Annotated in this window: 20 protein-coding genes; 12 read left to right on the top strand and 8 right to left on the bottom strand. The window is 69.0% G+C overall.

From position 1 onward, the window contains the following. Positions 1-93: 93 nt before the first annotated feature. Together NGR01S_RS02160 and NGR01S_RS02155 are read left to right on the top strand one after the other, a co-directional pair. Positions 94-2355 (top strand): glycoside hydrolase family 3 C-terminal domain-containing protein, encoded by a 2262-nt coding sequence (locus tag NGR01S_RS02160; protein WP_063034452.1) that lies wholly within the window; start codon positions 94-96, stop codon positions 2353-2355. A 379-nt stretch (positions 2356-2734) separates the two neighbouring features. After that, a complete protein-coding gene (locus NGR01S_RS02155; RefSeq protein WP_063034451.1) occupies positions 2735-3181 on the top strand; it encodes an alpha/beta hydrolase family protein in 447 nt (148 codons plus the stop codon). 148 nt (positions 3182-3329) lie between these two features. On the opposite strand, the gene NGR01S_RS32155 is transcribed toward NGR01S_RS02155, so the two are convergent. The 5 genes from NGR01S_RS32155 to NGR01S_RS32780 form a co-directional block, all read right to left on the bottom strand. Further along, positions 3330-3563 carry a hypothetical protein gene (locus NGR01S_RS32155; protein ID WP_063034450.1) on the bottom strand — a complete coding sequence of 78 codons (234 nt, stop codon included), beginning with the start codon at positions 3561-3563 and terminating at the stop codon, positions 3330-3332. 85 nt (positions 3564-3648) lie between these two features. After that, positions 3649-5874 (bottom strand): acyl-CoA dehydrogenase family protein, encoded by a 2226-nt coding sequence (locus NGR01S_RS02145; protein ID WP_063034449.1) that lies wholly within the window; start codon positions 5872-5874, stop codon positions 3649-3651. Positions 5875-5923: 49 nt separating this feature from the next. Further along, complete coding sequence (locus tag NGR01S_RS02140) at positions 5924-6139, bottom strand: hypothetical protein (RefSeq protein WP_063034448.1); 216 nt, start codon at positions 6137-6139, stop codon at positions 5924-5926. Between the two features lie 184 nt (positions 6140-6323). Continuing rightward, the gene (locus NGR01S_RS02135) at positions 6324-6842 is read right to left on the bottom strand and encodes an SRPBCC family protein (RefSeq protein WP_307718752.1); all 519 of its coding nucleotides are present in this window, start codon (positions 6840-6842) and stop codon (positions 6324-6326) included. Between the two features lie 39 nt (positions 6843-6881). Then, positions 6882-7334 carry an FAD-dependent oxidoreductase gene (locus NGR01S_RS32780; RefSeq protein WP_281179690.1) on the bottom strand — a complete coding sequence of 151 codons (453 nt, stop codon included), beginning with the start codon at positions 7332-7334 and terminating at the stop codon, positions 6882-6884. Between the two features lie 11 nt (positions 7335-7345). On the opposite strand from NGR01S_RS32780, the gene NGR01S_RS02125 reads away from it, so the two are divergent. From NGR01S_RS02125 to NGR01S_RS02105, 5 genes are all read left to right on the top strand, one after another. Next, positions 7346-8572 carry an oxygenase MpaB family protein gene (locus tag NGR01S_RS02125; RefSeq protein ID WP_063034446.1) on the top strand — a complete coding sequence of 409 codons (1227 nt, stop codon included), beginning with the start codon at positions 7346-7348 and terminating at the stop codon, positions 8570-8572. A gap of 73 nt (positions 8573-8645) precedes the next feature. Then, a complete protein-coding gene (locus tag NGR01S_RS02120) occupies positions 8646-9110 on the top strand; it encodes a nitroreductase family deazaflavin-dependent oxidoreductase (RefSeq protein WP_063034445.1) in 465 nt (154 codons plus the stop codon). Positions 9111-9497: 387 nt separating this feature from the next. After that, positions 9498-9701, top strand: a complete 204-nt coding sequence (locus tag NGR01S_RS02115; RefSeq protein WP_063034444.1) for a hypothetical protein — start codon at positions 9498-9500, stop codon at positions 9699-9701. A gap of 260 nt (positions 9702-9961) precedes the next feature. Further along, positions 9962-10723 carry an SDR family NAD(P)-dependent oxidoreductase gene (locus NGR01S_RS02110; RefSeq protein WP_063034443.1) on the top strand — a complete coding sequence of 254 codons (762 nt, stop codon included), beginning with the start codon at positions 9962-9964 and terminating at the stop codon, positions 10721-10723. Between the two features lie 148 nt (positions 10724-10871). Next, a complete protein-coding gene (locus NGR01S_RS02105) occupies positions 10872-11753 on the top strand; it encodes an acyl-CoA thioesterase (protein ID WP_063034500.1) in 882 nt (293 codons plus the stop codon). Positions 11754-11826: 73 nt separating this feature from the next. Here the strand turns inward: NGR01S_RS02105 and NGR01S_RS02100 are convergent, their stop codons facing one another. After that, entirely contained in the window at positions 11827-12702 is an 876-nt protein-coding gene (locus NGR01S_RS02100; protein ID WP_063034442.1) for an SAM-dependent methyltransferase, read from the bottom strand. A 423-nt stretch (positions 12703-13125) separates the two neighbouring features. Here NGR01S_RS02100 and NGR01S_RS02095 point away from each other — a divergent pair, with 423 nt between their 5' ends. The 4 genes from NGR01S_RS02095 to NGR01S_RS02085 all read left to right on the top strand — a co-directional run bounded on the left by NGR01S_RS02095 (position 13126) and on the right by NGR01S_RS02085 (position 16674). Beyond that, a complete protein-coding gene (locus tag NGR01S_RS02095) occupies positions 13126-14400 on the top strand; it encodes a cytochrome P450 (RefSeq protein WP_063034441.1) in 1275 nt (424 codons plus the stop codon). A 349-nt stretch (positions 14401-14749) separates the two neighbouring features. Next, positions 14750-14896: a DUF1059 domain-containing protein gene (locus tag NGR01S_RS29860; protein WP_063814553.1), complete on the top strand. Its 147-nt coding sequence runs from the start codon at positions 14750-14752 to the stop codon at positions 14894-14896. 124 nt (positions 14897-15020) lie between these two features. Next, complete coding sequence (locus NGR01S_RS02090) at positions 15021-15734, top strand: 3'(2'),5'-bisphosphate nucleotidase CysQ (protein ID WP_063034440.1); 714 nt, start codon at positions 15021-15023, stop codon at positions 15732-15734. Positions 15735-15852: 118 nt separating this feature from the next. Next, positions 15853-16674: a mycofactocin-coupled SDR family oxidoreductase gene (locus NGR01S_RS02085; protein WP_063034439.1), complete on the top strand. Its 822-nt coding sequence runs from the start codon at positions 15853-15855 to the stop codon at positions 16672-16674. 133 nt (positions 16675-16807) lie between these two features. Here the strand turns inward: NGR01S_RS02085 and NGR01S_RS02080 are convergent, their stop codons facing one another. Continuing rightward, a complete protein-coding gene (locus tag NGR01S_RS02080) occupies positions 16808-17266 on the bottom strand; it encodes a MaoC family dehydratase (RefSeq protein WP_174551649.1) in 459 nt (152 codons plus the stop codon). A gap of 331 nt (positions 17267-17597) precedes the next feature. Between NGR01S_RS02080 and NGR01S_RS02075 the strand changes: the two genes are divergently transcribed. Next, positions 17598-18335, top strand: a complete 738-nt coding sequence (locus NGR01S_RS02075; protein ID WP_063034437.1) for a sulfite exporter TauE/SafE family protein — start codon at positions 17598-17600, stop codon at positions 18333-18335. Positions 18336-18359: 24 nt separating this feature from the next. Here NGR01S_RS02075 and NGR01S_RS02070 read toward each other — a convergent pair whose 3' ends face one another. After that, a complete protein-coding gene (locus NGR01S_RS02070; RefSeq protein ID WP_063034499.1) occupies positions 18360-19547 on the bottom strand; it encodes a zinc-dependent alcohol dehydrogenase in 1188 nt (395 codons plus the stop codon). Positions 19548-19623: the final 76 nt, after the last annotated feature.

Genomic DNA, 19623 nt, shown 5'->3' with positions numbered 1-19623 from the left:
ACGCCTGCCCCGCAACGCTCTGGTCGTATCCACCACCGCACCACTCCCAGCGGCTAGGTTCGACAGCAGTGCCGAACCGCCAGGAGGAGTCGTATGCCGGACCCGATCGCGTCCACCCCGGACGACCTCGTCACCCCGCTGTCGGTCGAGCAGCGTGCCCGGCTGGGCAGTGGCCGCGACTTCTGGTCGACCGAGCCGATCGGCGATATCCCGTCGATCACTCTCTCCGACGGCCCGCACGGCCTGCGCTACCAGAAGCCGGACCACGCCGGTGACGCGCTCGGAATCGGCCCGAGCATTCCGGCCACCTGTTTTCCGCCCGCGGTGGGGCTGGGGCAGAGCTGGGATCCGGAGCTGGCGGCCCTGGTGGGGGCGGCGATCGGCCAGGAGGCCCGGGCCGCGGGTGTGCACATCGTGCTGGGGCCCGGGATCAACATCAAGCGGGATCCGCGCTGCGGCCGCAACTTCGAGTACTACTCCGAGGATCCCCGGCTGACCGCCGCGCTGGCCGGCGGCTGGGTCCGCGGACTCCAGCGGCAGGGTGTGGGCGCATCACTGAAGCACTTCGCGGCGAACAATACCGAACACGAACGGATGACCTCGAGTTCGGATGTCGATCCGCGCCCGCTGCGCGAGATCTATCTGCACGCGTTCGGGCACGTGGTGCGGGAGGCCGCCCCCTGGACGGTGATGTGCTCCTACAACAAGATCAACGGCGTGTACGCGGCGCAGAACCACTGGCTGCTCACCGAAGTCCTGCGCGAGGAGTGGGGGTTCACGGGGGCGGTGGTGAGCGACTGGGGCGCGGTCGACGACCGGGTCGCCGCGGTCGCCGCCGGACTGGATCTGACAATGCCCGGCGCCGACGCGGCCGGTGACCGGCGCGTGGCCGCCGCGGTCGCCGACGGCTCGCTGGACCCCCGGGTCCTGGAAGCGTCCGCGCGTCGTATTGCGGCCCTGGCCGTCCGTGCTGCCGGCCATGCCGATCCGGCGACCGAGTGGAATGCCGACGAGCACCATGCTCTCGCCCGTACCGTCGCGAGCCGCTGCGCGGTGCTGTTGAAGAACGAGCACGACCTGCTACCCCTGTCCCCCGGCGGGCATATCGCGGTGCTGGGCGAATTCGCGACCGTACCGCGCTACCAGGGCGGCGGGTCGTCTCATGTCACCGCCACCCGGGTCGATATCGCGCTGGACGAGATCCGCGCCCACGCCGGATCGGCGCTGGTCACCTACGCACGCGGCTTCGATACCGGGTCCGATTCCGCGGCCACGGATCTGCGCGCGGAGGCCGTCGAGGCGGCTGCCCGGGGCGATGTCGCCGTACTTTTCCTGGGGCTCACGGCCGCACAGGAATCCGAGGGTTTCGATCGCGAGCATATCGAACTGCCCGCGGACCAGCTCGAGCTACTGCACGCCGTCCGCGCGGTGCAGGACCGAGTCGTCGTGGTCCTGGCGCACGGCGGTGTCCTGCGGCTGGCGCCCGTCGTCGCGGACGCGGACGCGATCCTGGACGCGGCACTACTGGGCCAGGCGGCCGGTGGCGCGGTCGCCGACCTGCTGTTCGGCATCACCGCACCGACGGGCCGGTTGACCGAGACGATCCCACTGCGGCTCGCCGATGTGCCCGCCTACGACAATTTCCCGGGCGAACAGGGCCATGTCCGCTACGGAGAAGGGATCTTCGTCGGTTACCGCTGGTACGACCGCCGCGAACTCGAGGTGAGTTTCCCGTTCGGACACGGACTGACCTACACCACTTTCGCCTACGCCGAACCGCATGCGATAGCCGATGCGGATGGAGTCACGGTGACGGTGCGAGTGACCAACACCGGCGCCCGCGCGGGCCGGGAAGTCGTCCAGGTCTATACGAGCCCGGTGACCTCGTCGATACTGCGCCCGCCGCGGGAACTCGCCGGTTTCGCGACGGTGGAGCTGGAACCCGCTGCGGCGCAGAAGGTCACTGTCCGGATACCCCGGCGGGAACTCGCCCGCTGGCACGAGCCCGCCGGTCGCTGGACCGTGGAAGGTGGCGAATACCTGCTGTCCATCGGTCGTTCCAGCCGGGATCTGCCGGTGCGCGCGACCGTCCGGGTCGACGGCGACGAGATCCGGGTACCACTCACCCGGGAATCGACCCTCGCCGAGGTCATGGCGAACCCAGTGGCCGGACCGGAACTCGACGCGAAACTCCGGCCACTCATCGGTGAACCCGGGAGTTCGGCGGGTACCGATCCGGGGGTGGATATGGCGCGAATGATCGGTTCCATCCCGATCGGGCGGATCGCCCTGAACCTCGGCGGGCTGATGACGGCCGAGGAACTCGACGCGCTGCTGGCCCGCGCGAACAGCTGAAACACGAGGCGCGATGCGCGTCGCGCCCGCGCCGGCCGGAGGGCGCGCCGCGGGCACGTCCAGGGCCCGAACTGTGTGAATCCAGAATCACGGCAAGCACCGAGTTCGGCGCCTATGGACGCACCCACGGCTTCGTCACCCTCACCCCGCAACTACTGCGGCCCGGCGTGCCCCGCTGGGACTTCGGACCCGGGTCGGCCGATATCGGCTATCTGGCGGATCTGCTCACCGAGGTGGAATCCACACTGTGCGTGGACACCCGGCGGATCTACGCCACCGGGCTGTCCATGGGCGGTTTCACCACCTCGTCACTGGGCTGCCAGCTGGCCGATCGGCTCGCCGCCATCACCCCGGTGGCGGAGCTGACCGATTTCGACTGGTGCACACCCGCCCGGCCGGTCCCGGTGATCACCTGCACGGCACCGCGGACCCCATCGTCGCCTACGAGGGCGGCACCGGCCCCAACGCGCGACTGCTCCCGTCGCCGGACGGATCCGGTTCGGCCGATCCCGCGCATCGGGGACCGGAAGTGGAAGGCCCTGGCCCGCATTCGATTCCGGAGAGTGCCGCCGCCTGGGCCCGGCGCAACGGATGTGCGGCCGAGCCGGTCGAGCAGCAGGTCACCGGCAATGTGGTCCTATCGGCTTATCCGTGCCCGGCGGGGGCCGAGGTCCAGCTGTGGTCGGTGATCGGAGGCGGTCACCTCTGGTTCGGCACCCCATCGGACATCTTCCCAGCGGCCCTGGCCGGCACCGACACCGACACCGAGTCCATCAGCGCCACCGCGCTCATCTGGGACTTCTTCCGCGCGCACCCGCTGAGCTGAGGTCGATCAGCCCAGCGCGGCGCCCGCGCCCGGTCGTACTCCGCGGCGAGCCGGTCGACCACGGCCGCGGTGGGACCGATCTCGGTCACTGCGCCGATACCGTGCCCCGCGCCCCAGATATCGCGCCACGCCTTGGCCGCACCGGAGTTCAGGAACCCCAGGGCGGTGCCGCCCCCGGCGTCGGGGCCAACTCACCCGCGATCCGGGTGAGCCATTTCCGCAGCTTGTCGGTACTACGCGTTATGAGCGCCGGGAAAGAGCCGACGGTCCCCGCCTTCGACTGGGCGAGGACCAGTTCGGAACCGGACACGATGAACATGGGAGCGGCGATAACGGGTAGGCGCAGGCCGGCGCGCAGGATCGCGGGTAGTCGCTCGGTCACGCTACCGACGGGGTAACAGGGGTGCCCGCCCTCGGTTATGGGTCGATCCGGGGTCCCGGGCACACCGGGCCGGGCGGTCCGCGCGTTATTTGCGAGGTAACCCGAGCACCAGCGTCGCGATGGTGTTGAGCTGGATCTCCAGCGTCCCGCCGCCGATGATCCAGGTGGGAATATCCAGTTCGTGATGCACCGGTTCGGAGACCGCTTCACCGAGGGCTCCGGCCGGGCCGATCAGGTTGAGGGCAGCCGCCGCGGCGTCGGTGTGCAGCATGGAAGCCGCCGCTTTGGCGACACTCGTCGCGGGGCCGATCGGCTGACCGTCCAGCCGCCGGATCGTCTCGCGCAGATTCAACGCCGAGACTGCCGCGCCCCGCGCACTGATACGACCGAGCGTGCGCAGCGCGTCGTCCCGGCTGCCGGCGTACTCCTCGCGCTCGATGATCTCCCTGATCCGCTTGTTGTGGCCGGGATCGCGGACACCGCCGATGAAAAGCCGTTCCTGCGCCAGCGTCTCCAGGGTCAGCGTCCAGCCCTGCCCCGGCTCGCCCAGGACCATCGAATCGGGCACGAAGGCGTTGTCGAAGAAGACCTCGTTGAACTCGGCATCGCCGCTGGACTGGGTGATCGGGCGGACCGTCACCCCGGTGCCGTGCATATCGACCAGGAACATGGTGAGCCCGCGGTGCCGTTCGGCGTCCGGGTCGGTGCGGCCCAGCAGCAACCCCCAGTCGGCACGATGGGCCAGCGTGGTCCAGATCTTCTGCCCGTTCAGCTCCCATCCGCCCTCGACCCGGGTGGCCCGTAGGCTCAGGGAGGCGACGTCGGATCCGGCCTCCGGTTCGCTGAACAGCTGGCACCAGATCTCTTCGCCGCGCAGCGCGGGAGCCGCCAACCGGTCCAGTTGTTCGGGTGTGCCTCGGTGCAGCACGATTGGTACCACCCACTGCCCGATTCCCATGGAGGGCTGGGCGATCCCGTGGCGGTCGTACTCGTCCTGCAGGATCAGCTGTTCGAGGGGCCCGGCCTCGATCCCGTAGGGCCGCGGCATCGGCGGCGAAACCAGGCCTTTGTCGGCCAGCAGCGTCCGGCGCGGGCCGGGGTTCACCGCATCGCTGTCGCCGATTTTCGACGGACCCGGGTTGTCCAGTTCCGCTGCCCGGTCCAGGATCTCCGAAACCTGTTCCCGAAAAGACGAATCCGTCTCGGGCAGGGGCACGGTGAAGGTACGCGGACCGTGCAGGGCCGCCTCGCCCAGCCGCCGCTCCCACGATTCCACCGGTCCGGCCAGCGCGGCCAGCGCGATGGCCCGCCGCCAGTAGAGATGCAGATCGTGCTCCCAGGTGAACCCGATCGCGCCGTGTAGGCCGAGACATTCCACGGCCGCGTGTACCGCGTTGCCGAGAGTGCTGAGCGCCGCCCCGGCGACCGCGTGCGTCCGCTGTCCTGCGTCGTCGTCCAGGCCGCGAATCGCGTCCCAGGCCGCCGCGGTGGCGAGTTCGCTGGTGATCCGTAGTTGCGCGGTGCGGTGCTGTACCGCCTGGAAGGCGCCGATCGGCCGGCCGAACTGGGTACGCGAGGTGACATAGGCGGTGGCGGTGTCCGAACACCAGCGGATCACCCCCGCGGCCTCCACGGCCGATAGTGCCACGGCGACCGCGACGGCCCGCTCGGTATCGAGTGCGACCGGCGCCTCGACGGCGACCGAGGTGAACCGGATACTCCCGATATCGCGGCCCAGGTCGGCTCCGTCTTGCACCTCGACCTCGAGTCCCACGGCCGTCCGGTCGACGACGAACCATCGGATCTCCGTCCCGGACGCCGCGGCCACCACGAACAGTTCGGCCGAGGCGGCACCCAGCACCGGCCCGGTCGCGCCGTTCAGCAGTACGGCATCGCCGGAGCCGCCCGCCATCGTAATCGCGTGCTCGGGCGCGACTACCGCGCCGGTCGCCCCGGCGGCGAACTTCCGCAGCAGGACCTCGACGCGGTCCTCCCCCGCCGCGGCGGCGAGGACCGCGCTCGCGACCACGGTGGGCAGCAGCGGACCCGGCAGCAGCGCCCGCCCGGACTCGGCGAGCACCACCGCCAGATCGTCGAGGGTGCCGCCCTGGCCGCCGATCGATTCCGGCAGATGAACGCCGGCCAGGCCGAGTGCCACCAGGTCGGGCCAGAAATCTGGCCGGACACCCGCTTTCAGGCGTTCGGTGTTCTCGCGGAGGTATCCGCGACCGGCGCGGCGGTCGGCGAATCCGGTCACGGTTTCGGCCAGTGCCGCCTGGTCGGCGGTCAGCGCTACAGGCACGGTTCTCATTCCGGTCGAGGGGCACGGTCTCTACGGGAGCTCTGGACTAGAACCCGTTCTACTCGCCGCGGAGCGATCCGCACAACCCGATCCGGGTGGACCGGGCCGAACTGGATGCGGCCTTCATCTCCCCGCGGGTCTCGGCGAGGGCGAAATCCCAATCGATGGGCATCGGGATCTCGGACACCGGCAAACCGGCGGCCGCGGCGTCCCGGCGCGGCAGACCACCGCGCCGTGCCCCGTCCCGGAACGCGACGGCCGGGACAGCCGACAAGCAGAGCGCCCGTGAGATCCTCCGCGGACAAGGGCAAAAGTAGACATCTGTCCGGACCAGCGTCAATAACCAATCGGATGCTCGGCCGAACCCTGCGTCCTGATAACGATCGGGCTTATCAACGCACTGATCGGAGCTGGATTACGGCAACCCTGTGGCCCCGTTCCTCGCAGGTGAGGCGGGTTCAGAATTCGCGGCCGGTCTCGAGTTCGGCCTTCATCCGTTCCAGGGTCCGCCGGATATTGCCCTTCTGGAATTCGGCGAAGCCTCGCTTCCCGGTGGCGATCCGGTCGAACCACAGGGCGGGCGTATCCGGCCAGCCGGCGCGGTCGTCGTACCAGGTCTCGGTGATCCGGGTGCCGCCGGCCACTTCTTCGAACCGGTACTCCCAGGTGGCCACAGCCACCGGCAGCAACGGCTTCCACACTCCCCACCGACGGACCTCGAAGACGAAGCGGCCCGGCCGCTCGGCGACCACCACCGTGCATCCGGTGTGCCAGCGCATGGCGCCGCGCCGATTCGCGCCGATGAACTCCATTCCGGGGTAGACGGGCCGGCCCGGCTCCGGGACCACGGCCCCGGTGTTCTCCGGACTCCACCTGCCCATCTGCGTCACATCGGTCACCGCGTCGTAGGCAGTCGCCGGATCGATGTCCACCACGATACTGTCGGACACCTGAGTGGTCCGGGAAATCTTCACCACGGTCGTAGCTCCTTGTCGGCCCCGTATTACTCGTCGATCCTAGGCACCGCGGCCCCGGCTCCGAGGTCGGCGCAATGCCGGCCCGGCCGGGCGTACCGGCGCGTCCGTACCGGCCCCGAACCGGTTCCCGACCGGCGGCGCGACCGCCGTGCGGATCGCCGCGCGACCGGATTCCCCGTACTCAGCGGTGACGATCGGCCGCGGCGGCACACCAGACCGTCGGCGACCAGGATCCGGCGGGCCACCGCCCGGAACCAGACATCGACACCGTATCGAGCGAAGGCCCGCTCGGCGCCGGTGATGTACAGCATGTCCAGATCGATGGTCGGATAGCCGATCGAGCAGAGTCACCTGTTTCCCAGCCTCGGCCAGCCATACCGCGGCGGCCAGGCCGGCGAGCCCGCCTCCGATCACGACTATCGACGGGCATCGTTCATCTGCTTCTCCCGGGCCTTGCGAATCCCATGATTGACACAATGTAACACAGTCCATACATTCGTTTCATGGGTTCCGACAACACGGGTGCCGCGATTCCCACCCGACACCCCGCCGCTCCGGTCCGGGTCCCAGGACTGCGACCGTTCGCCCTGCTGATGGGTATCGGCGCGCCCGACGCCGAGCAGTGGGACGCCATGGGCACCTCCCTGCTGGTCGGGGACGAACCGATGGATTCGCTGGTCGACTGGATGATCACAACGGGGATGGGCGCCACCCGGCCGCTGTTCGAACAGGCCCTGCGCGCCGGTATCGATTCGGTGCCGGACGCCCCCGCCCCGCTGCGCGAATTCTTCACCGCCGTGGAGACACCCCCACCCTGGTTGGACGAGCAGGCGCTGCGCCGCGGCGAACAGGTCCTGCGCCGCGGCGGATTCGACGGGCTGTACCTGGCACGGGATGTCTCCTTCCTCGGCGGCTATCTCGCCTCGGGCTTCAACAAGACCCTGCTGCGCACCGGAGCCCTGGAGAAGGGTCCCGCGCAGCGGTTCGCCGAAACCATGCAGTGGGCGCTGGACGTCCAGAACGGAATGGAGACGTTCGGTCCCGGCTACCGTTCGACCCTGCACGTCCGCTTCGTCCATTCACTGGTCCGCCGGCACGTGGGCGCCATGCCGGACTGGGACGGCGACGCCTGGGGACTACCGATCAATCAGACGGATATGGCGGCCACGCTGGTCGGCGCCCTTATCGCACCGTTCATCGGCGGGATGGCGATGGGCATCCTGCCGTCGCGGGCGGACCGGGAAGCGGCCGCTCATCTCGCGCGCTACGTGGGGTGGCTCATGGGCGTCGCCGACGAATGGCTACCCACCGGATTCCGCGACAGTGTGCGGATCCTCTACCACTGCATGACCGCCATCACCAACCCGGACGAGACCACCCGCCGGCTCGCGCTGCCGATGGCGAACGACCCGCTCACCTGGAACTACCCCAACCTGCCGTGGCTGCGCGGCAGAATCGCCCGCGCACAGCACCTTTCGATCGCCACCATGTACCTGGGCCCCGCCGCCATGCGCAAGCTCGGACTGTGGCCGTATATGCCCCCGTGGTATCCGATGCTGCGGTTGCCGGTCAATCTCTTCCGCAGCGCGGCCGCCCGGATCAGCCCGGGCGCGCGGGCACGTGCCGAAGCGCGGGGTATACGGGAGCAGAAGGCGTTTCAGCGGATGCTGGTCGCCTCCGGACCGGCGACCGTCGGACTCGCCGCGCAGAACCTCCAGGTCGGCACCTAGGATCGGCGAGATCGCCACGCACGCATTGTGGCCGGTTCGGCTAGGCTGGGAGTCGTGCGCAGTGAAGATGTCCATGTCCAATTCTGCTGAATCGAGTCCCGCCCGGCAGTACACTCCGGGTCGGCTGCACCGGATCGAGAACACCGTGATGACCGCCCTGACCCGGGCCGGTGTGGTGCCGCACTCCTACGTACTCACCACCCGCGGTCGACGCACCGGCCTGCTGCGACACAATCCGGTGCTGATCGTCGAGCACGACGACCGGCGATGGCTTGTCGCTCCGTACGGCGCGGTCGGCTGGGTCCACAATGCCCGAGCCGCCGGGCGGGTGCGGCTTGTCCGGCGCCGAACCGGCAGCGACTACCTCCTCCGCGAGGTCTCCGACGTCGAAGCCGGGCCCGTGCTGCAGCGCTACATCCAGATCGCGTCCGCGACACGAAAGTACTTCGCGGCTACCCGCGATGATCCCGTCGAACACTTCGTCGCCGAGGCCGAGCGGCACCCCGTCTTCGAACTTCTCGACCCCGCCACCGACTGAACAACACCACCCCGATCTGACGACATCCGCCCTCACCCGGCGGGCTAGATGTACTGACCATGGACGTTGGTGACGGCGTGTCGAGCTGACAAAGGCGAAGACCTCCGAGTGAAGTGCGAGCTGTCCAGGAACGCACCCATCCATCGGAGGTCTTCGTGGTCCACCGTAATGCCCCCATCGTCGGAGTGGGGCCGGTTACGGCTGGCTCGTTGTGTCGTCGAGGACGGCTGACCACTACGCCGAGCAGCCGATTCGCCTGGCCAATTTCCCCGACGCACCGGCGGCTCGGCCAACAACCGCGTCGACCAGGTTGTCAAGACCGTGAGTACCTGCGCGCGAAAACCGATACCCTCTCGCCGCCACTGCTCGACTCGCTGGGGCATACCGATGACATTCACCGACCGCCTGACCGTGGCGCTGGCCGCATCCGCCACCGACGACACCTTCGATTCGCACGCCGAGCTCGGCGAACTGCTCGCCGGTATCGGTACACAGCAGCGAGACCGCGGCACGATCACCTTCCGCAGCGCCGATCCGGTGGTGCCGATACCTTCGCCGCCGATATCCCGATGGGCCACTATCAGGGCGTGACGAGCAGGTCTGGATGTCGCAGACCCCGGGGCTCTACCGCACAGTCCTGGTGCCGCGCGGATCCGGCCGGCCCGAATGACTGTCGGACTGATGCGGGATCCGTCGCGGTGGACCGGCTCGGTCTGCCCCGAGCGCCCGACCGGCACTATCACCGACACTTCTACGAAAACCGTGGCCCGGCCGCGCCCCGCCGCTATAACGTAGGCCGGTATACGTTCGGCGTGCGACGACCGGGCATCACACCGAGAAAGACAGGGACCATGGAGATTCAGGGAACACGTGCAGTCGTCGTCGGCGGCGCCTCCGGGATGGGACGGGCCAGCGCCGAACTCCTGGCCGCGCGCGGGGCCGAGGTCGTGATCATCGACCGGACCGCGAGTGAGGGCAACAAGGTCGCGGCCGATCTCGGTGGTTCCTTCTTCGAGGCCGATGTCACCGACCATGCGGGAATCGAAACCGTACTGGCCGACGCGGTGGCCGAGCTGGGCGGCCTCGATATCGCCGTCAACACCGCCGGCGGCGGGATCGCCAAACGCACTCTGTCCAAGACAGGGCCGCACGATCTGGAATCGTTCACCCAGATCATCAATCTGAACCTGATCGCCACCTTCAATCTCAACCGGTTGCAGGCCTGGCATATGAGCCAGGGCGAACCCGATGCCGACGGCGAACGCGGCGTCATCATCAATACCGCCTCCATCGCCGCCTTCGAGGGCCAGATCGGGCAGGTCGCCTACACCGCCGCCAAGGCCGGTATCGCCGGAATGGCGTTGACCATGGCACGCGACCTCGGCTCGGTCGGTGTCCGGGTGCTGGCCATCGCGCCGTCGCTCTTCGATACCGGCATCCTCGCCGGAGTGCCGGAGGAGATGGTCACCCCGCTGGTCGCCGGCAATGCTTTCCCCAAGCGGATGGGCCGCCCGGAGGAGTACGCGAAGCTGGCCGCAGCCATTGTCGAGAACGGCATGCTCAACGGCCAATGCCTGCGGCTGGACGCCGGAATGCGCTTCGCGCCCAAGTGAATCGCCACGAACCGGGGCACGGCCGGCCCGCGCTCCGGAACCGTGCCGGTGTCCGGCGCCCCGCCGCGCCGGACACCGGCACCATAATGGGATCCGACCTTGTCCGAAATCGCGGCACACGGCCGTATCGTTCCCCACGGAGGTGGCCATGACCCTGGAGAGCGTGCGGCCCGCGGAATCGGTGGCCGACCGGCTCGCTCTCGAACGCGTCGGGGACCACCGCTTCCGTGGCCGCACCCACGACGGGCCCGCACGCCGCAGCTACGGCGGCGAAGTCGCCGGTCAGGCGGTGCTGGCGGCAGGGTTTACCGCCCCGGTGGACCGGCCCATCCATTCCGCGCAGACCTATTTCCTGCTTCCGGGCGACACCACCGTGCCCACCGAGTTCGTGGTGGAGCCGGTGCGGGACGGCGGCTCCTTCTCCACCCGGCGGGTCGAGGCGACCCAGAACGGTCGCGTGATCTTCACGATGCTCGCCTCGTTCCATCGCCCCGAGGACGGTTTGGCCCATCAGGTCGCCGCACTCGACACTCCCGGCCCCGACGAGGTGCCCGATCCGGCGGAGATCTTCGCCGAGGACCGCGACGCCATGCGCTGGACCACCACTTTCCTCGACGCGCTCGGGGTGGACGCCCGGTTCCCCGATCCACCCGCCCGCGCGCACGCCATGCGCGGCGCCGCCTCCGGACCGCGGCAGCGGGTATGGCTGCGCACCCGGGCGCCGGTGCCCGATACAGGTCTGGAGCAGGCCGCGTGCCTGATGTATCTGAGTGATCTGCTGTTGCTCTCGGCGACGACCGGACCGCACGGCGAGGCCCTGCGCGACCGAGAACTCCAGGTGGCCACGATCAACCATTCGATCTGGTTCCACGCACCCCTGCGGGTCGACGACTGGTTCCTGCACGATCAGTACGGACGCTGGGCGGGTGGTGGTCGTGGGCTCGCGCACGGTGAGATCCTGGACCGGGCGGGTCGGCTGTGCGCGACCACGATGCAGGAGGGGTTGATCCGACCCCGCACCTCCCGCTGACCGGGGTGCGTCGGCCACTGTCCACGGTTCGTTCGAAGAGCTCACGGCATCCGTAATCAACCGGGTCCACGTCTCACCTGTCGCCGGGCGGAGCCACCGGACGCTCGCTCTTACGCCCGACACCGCCCAGCAGCAGCCGTTCCTCGACGGTCTGCGGCGCCCGCACCGGCCCCGCGGGCCACCACTGGTCGACCGGAACCACCCCGGGATCGACGAGTTCGAGTCCGTCGAAATAGGAAACGATCTCCTCCCGGCTCCGGTACCAGCCGGTCCCCAGCCCGCGCTCCAGGAAGCGCCGCTCCACCGCCCGGGCCAATTCGTGCGCGGGCGAACCGTCGGCCGGATCCCAGTAGTGCGTGATCGCCACGAAAGAGCCCGGGCTCAGCGCCTCCACACACCCCGCGACGATCCCCGCCGGATTCGCCGCGTCCTCGATGTGATGTAGCACCGAACCGAAGAGGACGGCCACCGGCCGCGCGCGGTCGAGATAGCGCCACACCGCCGAATTATGCCCCAGGACATCGGGATCGGTCAGGTCGCCGTGGAGGTATACCGTGTCCTCGTTGGTCTCCAGCAGCACCCGGCCGTGCACGACACACATCGGGTCATTGTCCAGGTACACGACCCGAGCCCGCGGAGTCACCAACTGGGCGATCTCATGGGTATTTCCCACGGTCGGCAGCCCGGCACCCGCGTCCAGGAACTGATCCACCCCCACGATTCCCGCGAGATACCGAACCACCCGGCGCATCCAGGCCCGGTTCCGCCGGGACACCTCCGCTATCCCCGGCGCGACCTCCAGCACCGAGTCGAGTGCTCGGCGATCGACTTCGAAGTTGTCCTTACCACCGAGACTGGCGTCGTGCACCCGGGCGATACTGGCCCGAGAGGTGTCGACCCCGACGGGCGGGCGGGCTCCGACCGGTGCACGGAAGGGCGTGTCTGTCATCGGTTTCTCTCTGTCCGGTTGTGGTGCGGCACGATATGGGCACGAAGGGCTCGACGCTCGTGACGACCACGGTGCGGCGGATTCATCGTTCGGAGAACAGATTCCTCGACGAATGTCTCGAATCGATAAGTTTTCGCTTCCGTACGCAGAAATTCTCGGTCTTGTCCGGTCCTGTCGGAGACTCGGACACCGTCTCCGTGCGGCAGGGCAGATCTCGGGAGACCGGCACGGAAGTGTTCGACGTATCGGGACGTGCCGACGCCGCTCCGCGACTTCCGGCAGCGAGCACGCCGAGCGCCACCCGATTCACCGGAAGCAGCCGCCGGGAACCAGGCCGCGCACTACAGTATTCCTACCGGCGCGCGCTCGTCCCCGGCCTGCACCGCGTGCGGTACCCATGGTCTGCCGAGCCCGGAGCCGCTCATGAAACCTGCCGACAGCGCCCCGGCCACAACCCGCCGCTTCCACCGGCTCGATATCTCCGGACCGGCGTTCTGGGCTCGTGACTTCGCCGCCCGCGACGAGGTCTTCGCCCAGTTGCGCACCGAACCCGGACTCACCTGGCACGCACCGGCACCCGCGGTATTCCCGCATTCCGAACCCGGCTTCTGGGCGGTGACCCGGCAGCACGATATCGCCTACATCAGCCGGCACCCGGACCTGTTCACCTCGAGCCTGGGTATCAGCATGGACCCGATGCCGGTGGAGTTGCAGCGGCCGACCAGTTTCTTCCTCACCATGGACCCGCCCCGGCACACGCGGTACCGGCGCCTCATCAGCGCCGCGTTCACCCCGAAACAGGTGCGCCGCATCGAAATCCAGATCCGCGCCAACGCCGCCGAGATCGTCGACGAGTTCCTCGCCGACCTGCGCGGCGAGGAACCGGTGGACCTCGTGGACAGCCTCTCGCGCAAACTGCCCATGCGTACTGTGTCGGACATGATCGGCATCGACCGTGCCGACCGGGAAACCGTCGCGTACGCGGCCGAGGCGATGTTCGGCTCCAGCGACGAGGAATACGCGAGCCTCGAGGAACGGGCCGGTTTCTTCATGTCCCAGTTCACCGTTCTGCATGGCACCGCAACAGAACTCGCCGCACGCCGCCGCCGCGCACCCCGCGACGACCTGATGTCCGCGATCGTGACCGCGGAGGTGGACGGTCACCGTCTCACCGACGAAGAGATCGGTGCGTTCATGGTCCTGCTCGCTTCCGCGGGAAACGACACCCTGAAACAGACCACCTCCCACGGCTTCAAGGCGTTGATCGACCATCCGGCGCAGCGCGAATGGCTGCTCGAAGATCCGGCGTCCCGGCTCGGCGGCGCGGTCGAGGAGTTCATCCGCTGGGCGACCCCGGTCGTTCATTTCGCCCGCCACGCGGTGACCGATACCGAGGTCGCGGGCACCCGGGTGCGGGCGGGCGAGAAACTGGTGCTCTTCTACTGTTCGGCGAATCGCGACGAGGCCGCACTCGACGCGCCCCATATCTTCGACCTCACCCGCGATCCCAATCCGCATTCCGGTTTCGGCGGCGGCGGAGCCCACTTCTGCCTGGGTGCGTGGCTGGCCAGGATGCAACTGCGACTGCTCTTCCATGAGCTGCTCTCCCGGATCCCCGACGTGGTGCTCGGCGAACCGGAATACGTCCACAGCGATTTCGTCCACGGCATCAGACGGATGCCGGTGCGGCGCGCCTGATCAGAGCTCGAGAATCACCGCGCCACCCCGGCCACCACCGGCGCGGAGGACGCCATCGAAGGATCGTCCGATCGCTGGTCCGTGCGGCGCCGATGATCACCGGCGTCGCCATGCTTTCCACCTTTGCCGACCGGGCAGTGGGGTGCGCCGTGGCCCGGGCCGCCTTGCCGGCATGACACGGTGGGCGGCCGCCCGAGCCGAACAGCACGGAATCCCTGGCGGCGGACCCGGTCCGGTGTCCCGCGCGCCGGGGTCCCGGCTACGGTCGCGGCAGCCTCCGAAAGCCGTCGTCCCGGCCACCGGAGACGTACGCTGTTCCCGTTCGTTGAACGCGAAGAAAGGAATTTCTGTGAAGACACGGCTCAACTGCCCCTGTGGCGAGCATCTGACCGGCGCCACCGAGGACGAACTGGTCGATGTGGTGCGTAAGCATCTCACCGAGAACCATCCCGGCCACGATTACTCGCGCGACGAGATCCTGTTCATCGCCTACTGACCTGCCGCGCCGGCCCGTCCGGGTCGGTGTTCCGCCGGTCCGGTCCGCGGAACCGCGGGACGAATGCACCGGTCGCGTCGTGGTATATGGATCTGGGCGGCACCGCTCGCCGGGAAGGATCCGCATGGACGACCACACACTCGCCGCGACATTGGCCGGCGAAGCCGGGGAACTACTGCTCGGCATCCGGGACCTCGGGGGCGCTGTCGGCGACCGGCGGTCCGATAACTTCCTGCTCGGGCGGCTGGCCGCCGAACGCCCGGCGGACGCGGTGCTCTCGGAGGAATCGCCCGACGACGGCGACCGCGTTCGGCGGTCCCGGGTGTGGATCGTCGACCCCCTCGACGGGACCCGGGAGTACGGTGAACCCGCACGTGCGGACTGGGCGGTGCACGTGGCGCTCGCGGTGGACGGAAAGCCCGCCGCGGGAGCGGTCGCGCTCCCGGCCGAGGGCCTGCTACTGCATACCGGCCGGCCGCCGATCCTCCCGCCGCCCCCGCCGCCCGGGACCGTGCGGGTGGCGCTGTCACGCAACCGGCCGTCCTTCGAGGTCCGGCGAATGGTGGCCCGCCTGGAGGCGACCGAGGTCCCGATGGGCTCGGCCGGCGCCAAGGCGATGGCGGTGGTCCGGGGCATCGCCGATATCTACGCCCATTCGGGCGGCCAGTACGAATGGGATTCCTGCGCACCGGTCGCGGTGGCGGCCGCGGCCGGGTTGCACGTCTCCCGCCTGGACGGAAGCCCGCTGATCTACAACCGCCCCGATCCCTATCTCCCCGATCTGCTCATCTGTCGGCCGGAGCTGGCCGAACTGGCCCTCAAAGCGCTGTCGGAGTAGCCCGCGGGCGCCGCGCACGCCCACACCGACCCACCCCGCTCACATCCCGGTGCGTGCACGACGCGGCCCGGGCGGCACACAATAGTCGGATGTGTTCGCGACGACAGGAGAGCGGCAAGTGAGCGGTCGACTGTCCGGCAGAGTAGCTTTCGTCACCGGCGCGGCGCGCGGTCAGGGCCGGGCCCACGCCGTCCGGCTGGCGGCCGAGGGCGCCGATATCATCGCGGTGGACCTGTGTGGTCCGCTGCCGCCCGCGGTTCCCTACGACGCCGCGACTCCCGGCGATCTCGACGAGACCGTCCGCCTGGTGGAGGAGACCGGGCGCGAGATCGTCGCCGACGCGGCCGATACCCGCGACCTGGCCGCGCTACGGACCACCGTCGATGCCGGGATGGCCGCATTCGGCCGGCTCGACGTGATCGTCGCCAACGCCGGAATCTGTATCCCCGAACCGTGGGACGCCATCACCCCGGAGTCGTTCCAGGCGGTTCTCGACACCAATGTCACCGGCACCTGGAACACCGTGATGGCCGGCGCGCGCCGGATCATCGAGGGTGGGCGGGGCGGCTCGATCATCCTGATCAGTTCCGCCTCGGGTGTGGCGATGCAGCCGTTCATGGTGCACTACACCGCCAGTAAACACGCCGTCACCGGGATGGCCCGCGCGCTGGCGGCCGAACTCGGCAAACATTCGATCCGGGTCAACAGTGTCGCCCCCGGCCCGGTCGCCACGCCGATGGGTTCCGGGGACATGGTCGGCGCGCTCATGCGGGCCGCGGAGACCAATGAACTCCTGGCGCGGATGAACACTCCCCTGCTGCCGGACGGCATCGCACAGCCCGAGGACATCTCCGACGCGGTGTGCTGGCTGGCGAGCGACGAATCCCGGTTCGTCACCGCCGCCAGCATTTCGGTCGATCTGGGCGCGGCCCAGTATTGAGCCACCGGTTCGCGGGGCCACCGCCCCCGAGCCCTCGCGGTGGCACCGTGACCGTCGCCGATATGCTCGCGGGCCGCAATATTCGTGGAATCATCCGCTTCACCGACGCGGACCGTTGACCCGCGGGGCCGGGTCAGAACACGACTCGGCTCACCGCCTCCGCGATCAATGCCGGCTTCGACCCACCCTCGATCTCCACCGTGTGCTGGACGACCAGCTGCAGCGCCCCGCCGGACACCTCGGCCGCGTCGGCGAGCACGGCCGTGGACCGCACCTTCGCGCCCACCGGCACCGGACTCGGGAACCGGACCTTGTTCGAGCCGTAGTTGATGCCCAGTTTGGCGTTCGCGAAGCCGAAGATCCGCGAGCCGAGCAGCGGCAGCAGGGACAGCGTCAGGTAGCCGTGGGCGATGGGCCCGCCGAACGGGCTCTCCCGTTTCGCGCGCGCGGGATCGACATGGATCCACTGATGATCCCCGGTGGCCTCGGCGAACTGGTCGACCATCCGCTGGGTGACCTCCACCCAGTCGCTCGTGCCCAGGGTCTCCCCCACCGCGGCGAGAACTTCATCCTTGCCGGTGAATGTGCGCACAGTCCGTCTCCTCGGGTTCGTGCCGCGCCGTCGCGGCATCGCCTGTTCCCTGATAGGTATTCCGCACTTCGGGCACGAGTTCAACCCTTTATGAGACATTTTCTTTATTCGTCGTAAATACTGTGGCGCCGACGCCCTACGCCCCGACGCCGATCATCGGCCAGCCGCCGCCCCCGGATAACCGTACGACCGTTATGCTGCGGCGGATCGTCCCGGCACGATCCGGCAACGGCGCCGCGACGACCGCAGACCGCTCGGTGTCCCCGGCCGTCCCTCCCCCGACCTCGGCGGTGCCCGCCCGCCGGTATCAGTTCCACGAGGAGTTCCGCCCTTGACCGTGCTCACCTTCTGTCTCGTCACGGTCGCCGGATTCTTCGCCGGGCTCGTCGGCTACGTAACCGGTATCGCCTCGCTGATCTCGTATCCGGCCCTGCTCGCCGCCGGACTCTCCCCGGTGTCGGCCAATGTGACCAATACGGTCGCCATGGTTGCCGTCGGAGTCGGCTCGACCGCGAAGGCTGGCGCGGCGATCAACGACAACTCCCGGGCGCTGCTCGTCCATGCCGGCTGCGCCGCCCTCGGCGGCCTCGGCGGTGCTGTCCTGCTACTCACCACCTCGGCGGAGGTCTTCGCCGCCGTTGTCCCCTTCCTCATCGCCATGGCCTCCGCGAGCCTGCTGCTGCAACCCAAACTCCGCGAACTCGCCGGCGGCCGGACCTTCCCCCGGCTCTACCCGCTCGCCACCGCGGTCGTCGCCCTCTACGGCGGCTACTTCGGCGCGGGGGTCGGCGTCATGTTCCTCGCCCTGATCCTGGTGTGCACGTCGGAGACCATCTGGCGGGCCAGTGTGCTCAAGAGCGTGCTGACCGGCATCGCCAACCTGGTCGCGGCGGTCGGATTCGCCGTCTTCGGGCCGGTGCACTGGCTCGCCGCGGTGGCCATGGGCCTCGGTGCGTTCGCCGGCGGATGGTACGGACCCCCGCTGGTAGCCCGCCTCCCACCGACCGCCATGCGCATCGGTGTCGCCCTGTGCGGATTCGGGCTCGCCGGCTATCTCGCGATCACCTGATCTGGCCGGCGACCGGAAGCCGGCTCACGCGGCGGGGTCGAGCACCACTTTGACCGCGCCGTCCCGCTTGGCCTGGAACATCCGATAGGCCTCCGGCGCCGCCGACAACGGTATCCGGTGGGTGGTGAACGAATCCACGCCCAGCGGGTCGCTGTCGTCGAGCAGCGGGAAAATGTCGTCGGCCCAGCGCTTCACATTCGCCTGGCCCATCCGCAATTGGATCTGCTTGTCGAACAGGATCCGCATCGGCATCGGGTCCACCGTTCCGCCGTAGACACCGACGATCGAGATGGTGCCCCCGCGACGCACGATATCGATCGCGGTATGCAGCGCCGCGAGCCGGTCCACACTCACGGTGTCCATCGCGGGCCGCGCCAACATGGTCGGCATCAACGACGCCACGCGCTGCGCCGCGGCGGCCAGTGGCGACCCGTGCGCTTCCATCCCGACCGCCTCGATCACCGAATCGGTTCCTCGGCCTTCGGTGCGCTCGCGAATGGCATCGGCCAGGCCGTCACCGACCGCCCGCAGATCGATGGTTTCGATACCGCGCGCGGCGACACGCTCCAGCCGCTCGGGAACCAGATCAACCCCGATCACCCGTAGCCCGCGGTGGTGCGCGACCCGGGCGGCCATATCACCGATCGGCCCCAGCCCGAGCACTGTCACCGAACCTCCCTCCGGGACACCCGCGTACTCCACGGCCTGCCAGGCGGTCGGCAGCACATCGGACAGGAACAGGTAGCGCGTATCGTCCGCGTCGGACGGTACCCGGATATGGGTGAAATCCGCATGCGGTACCCGCAGGTATTCGGCCTGGCCACCCGGCACCTGGCCATACAGCTTCGAGTAGCCGAACAGCGCCGCCCCACAGCCCTGATCCCGGACCTGGGTGGTCTCGCACTGTGTCATCAGACCCTGCCGGCACATCTCACACCGGCCGCAGCTGATCTGGAACGGCACCACCACCCGGTCGCCCACCGATAGATTCCGGATATCGGCCCCCACCTCTTCCACGATGCCGATCGGCTCGTGGCCCAGCACATCGCCGGGGGTCATATAGGCACCGAGCAGCTCGTATAGATGCAGATCCGAACCACAGATCGCCGTGGAGGTCACCCGGACCACTGCGTCGCCCGGCTCCCGGATCCCCGGGTCCGGCACCTCCTCGACCGATACATCCCGCTTGCCCTGCCAGGTCACCGCCTTCATCTCCGCCACCTCCGGACTCGAGTTCTACCGCCCCGGCAGGACGACATGGGCCGCGATCCGGTCGGGACGCGACTGC

The organism is Nocardia grenadensis NBRC 108939 (genome assembly GCF_001613445.1).
Taxonomy (GTDB): Bacteria; Actinomycetota; Actinomycetes; order Mycobacteriales; family Mycobacteriaceae; genus Nocardia; species Nocardia grenadensis.
This window is presented reverse-complemented; position numbering and strand designations above follow the sequence as displayed.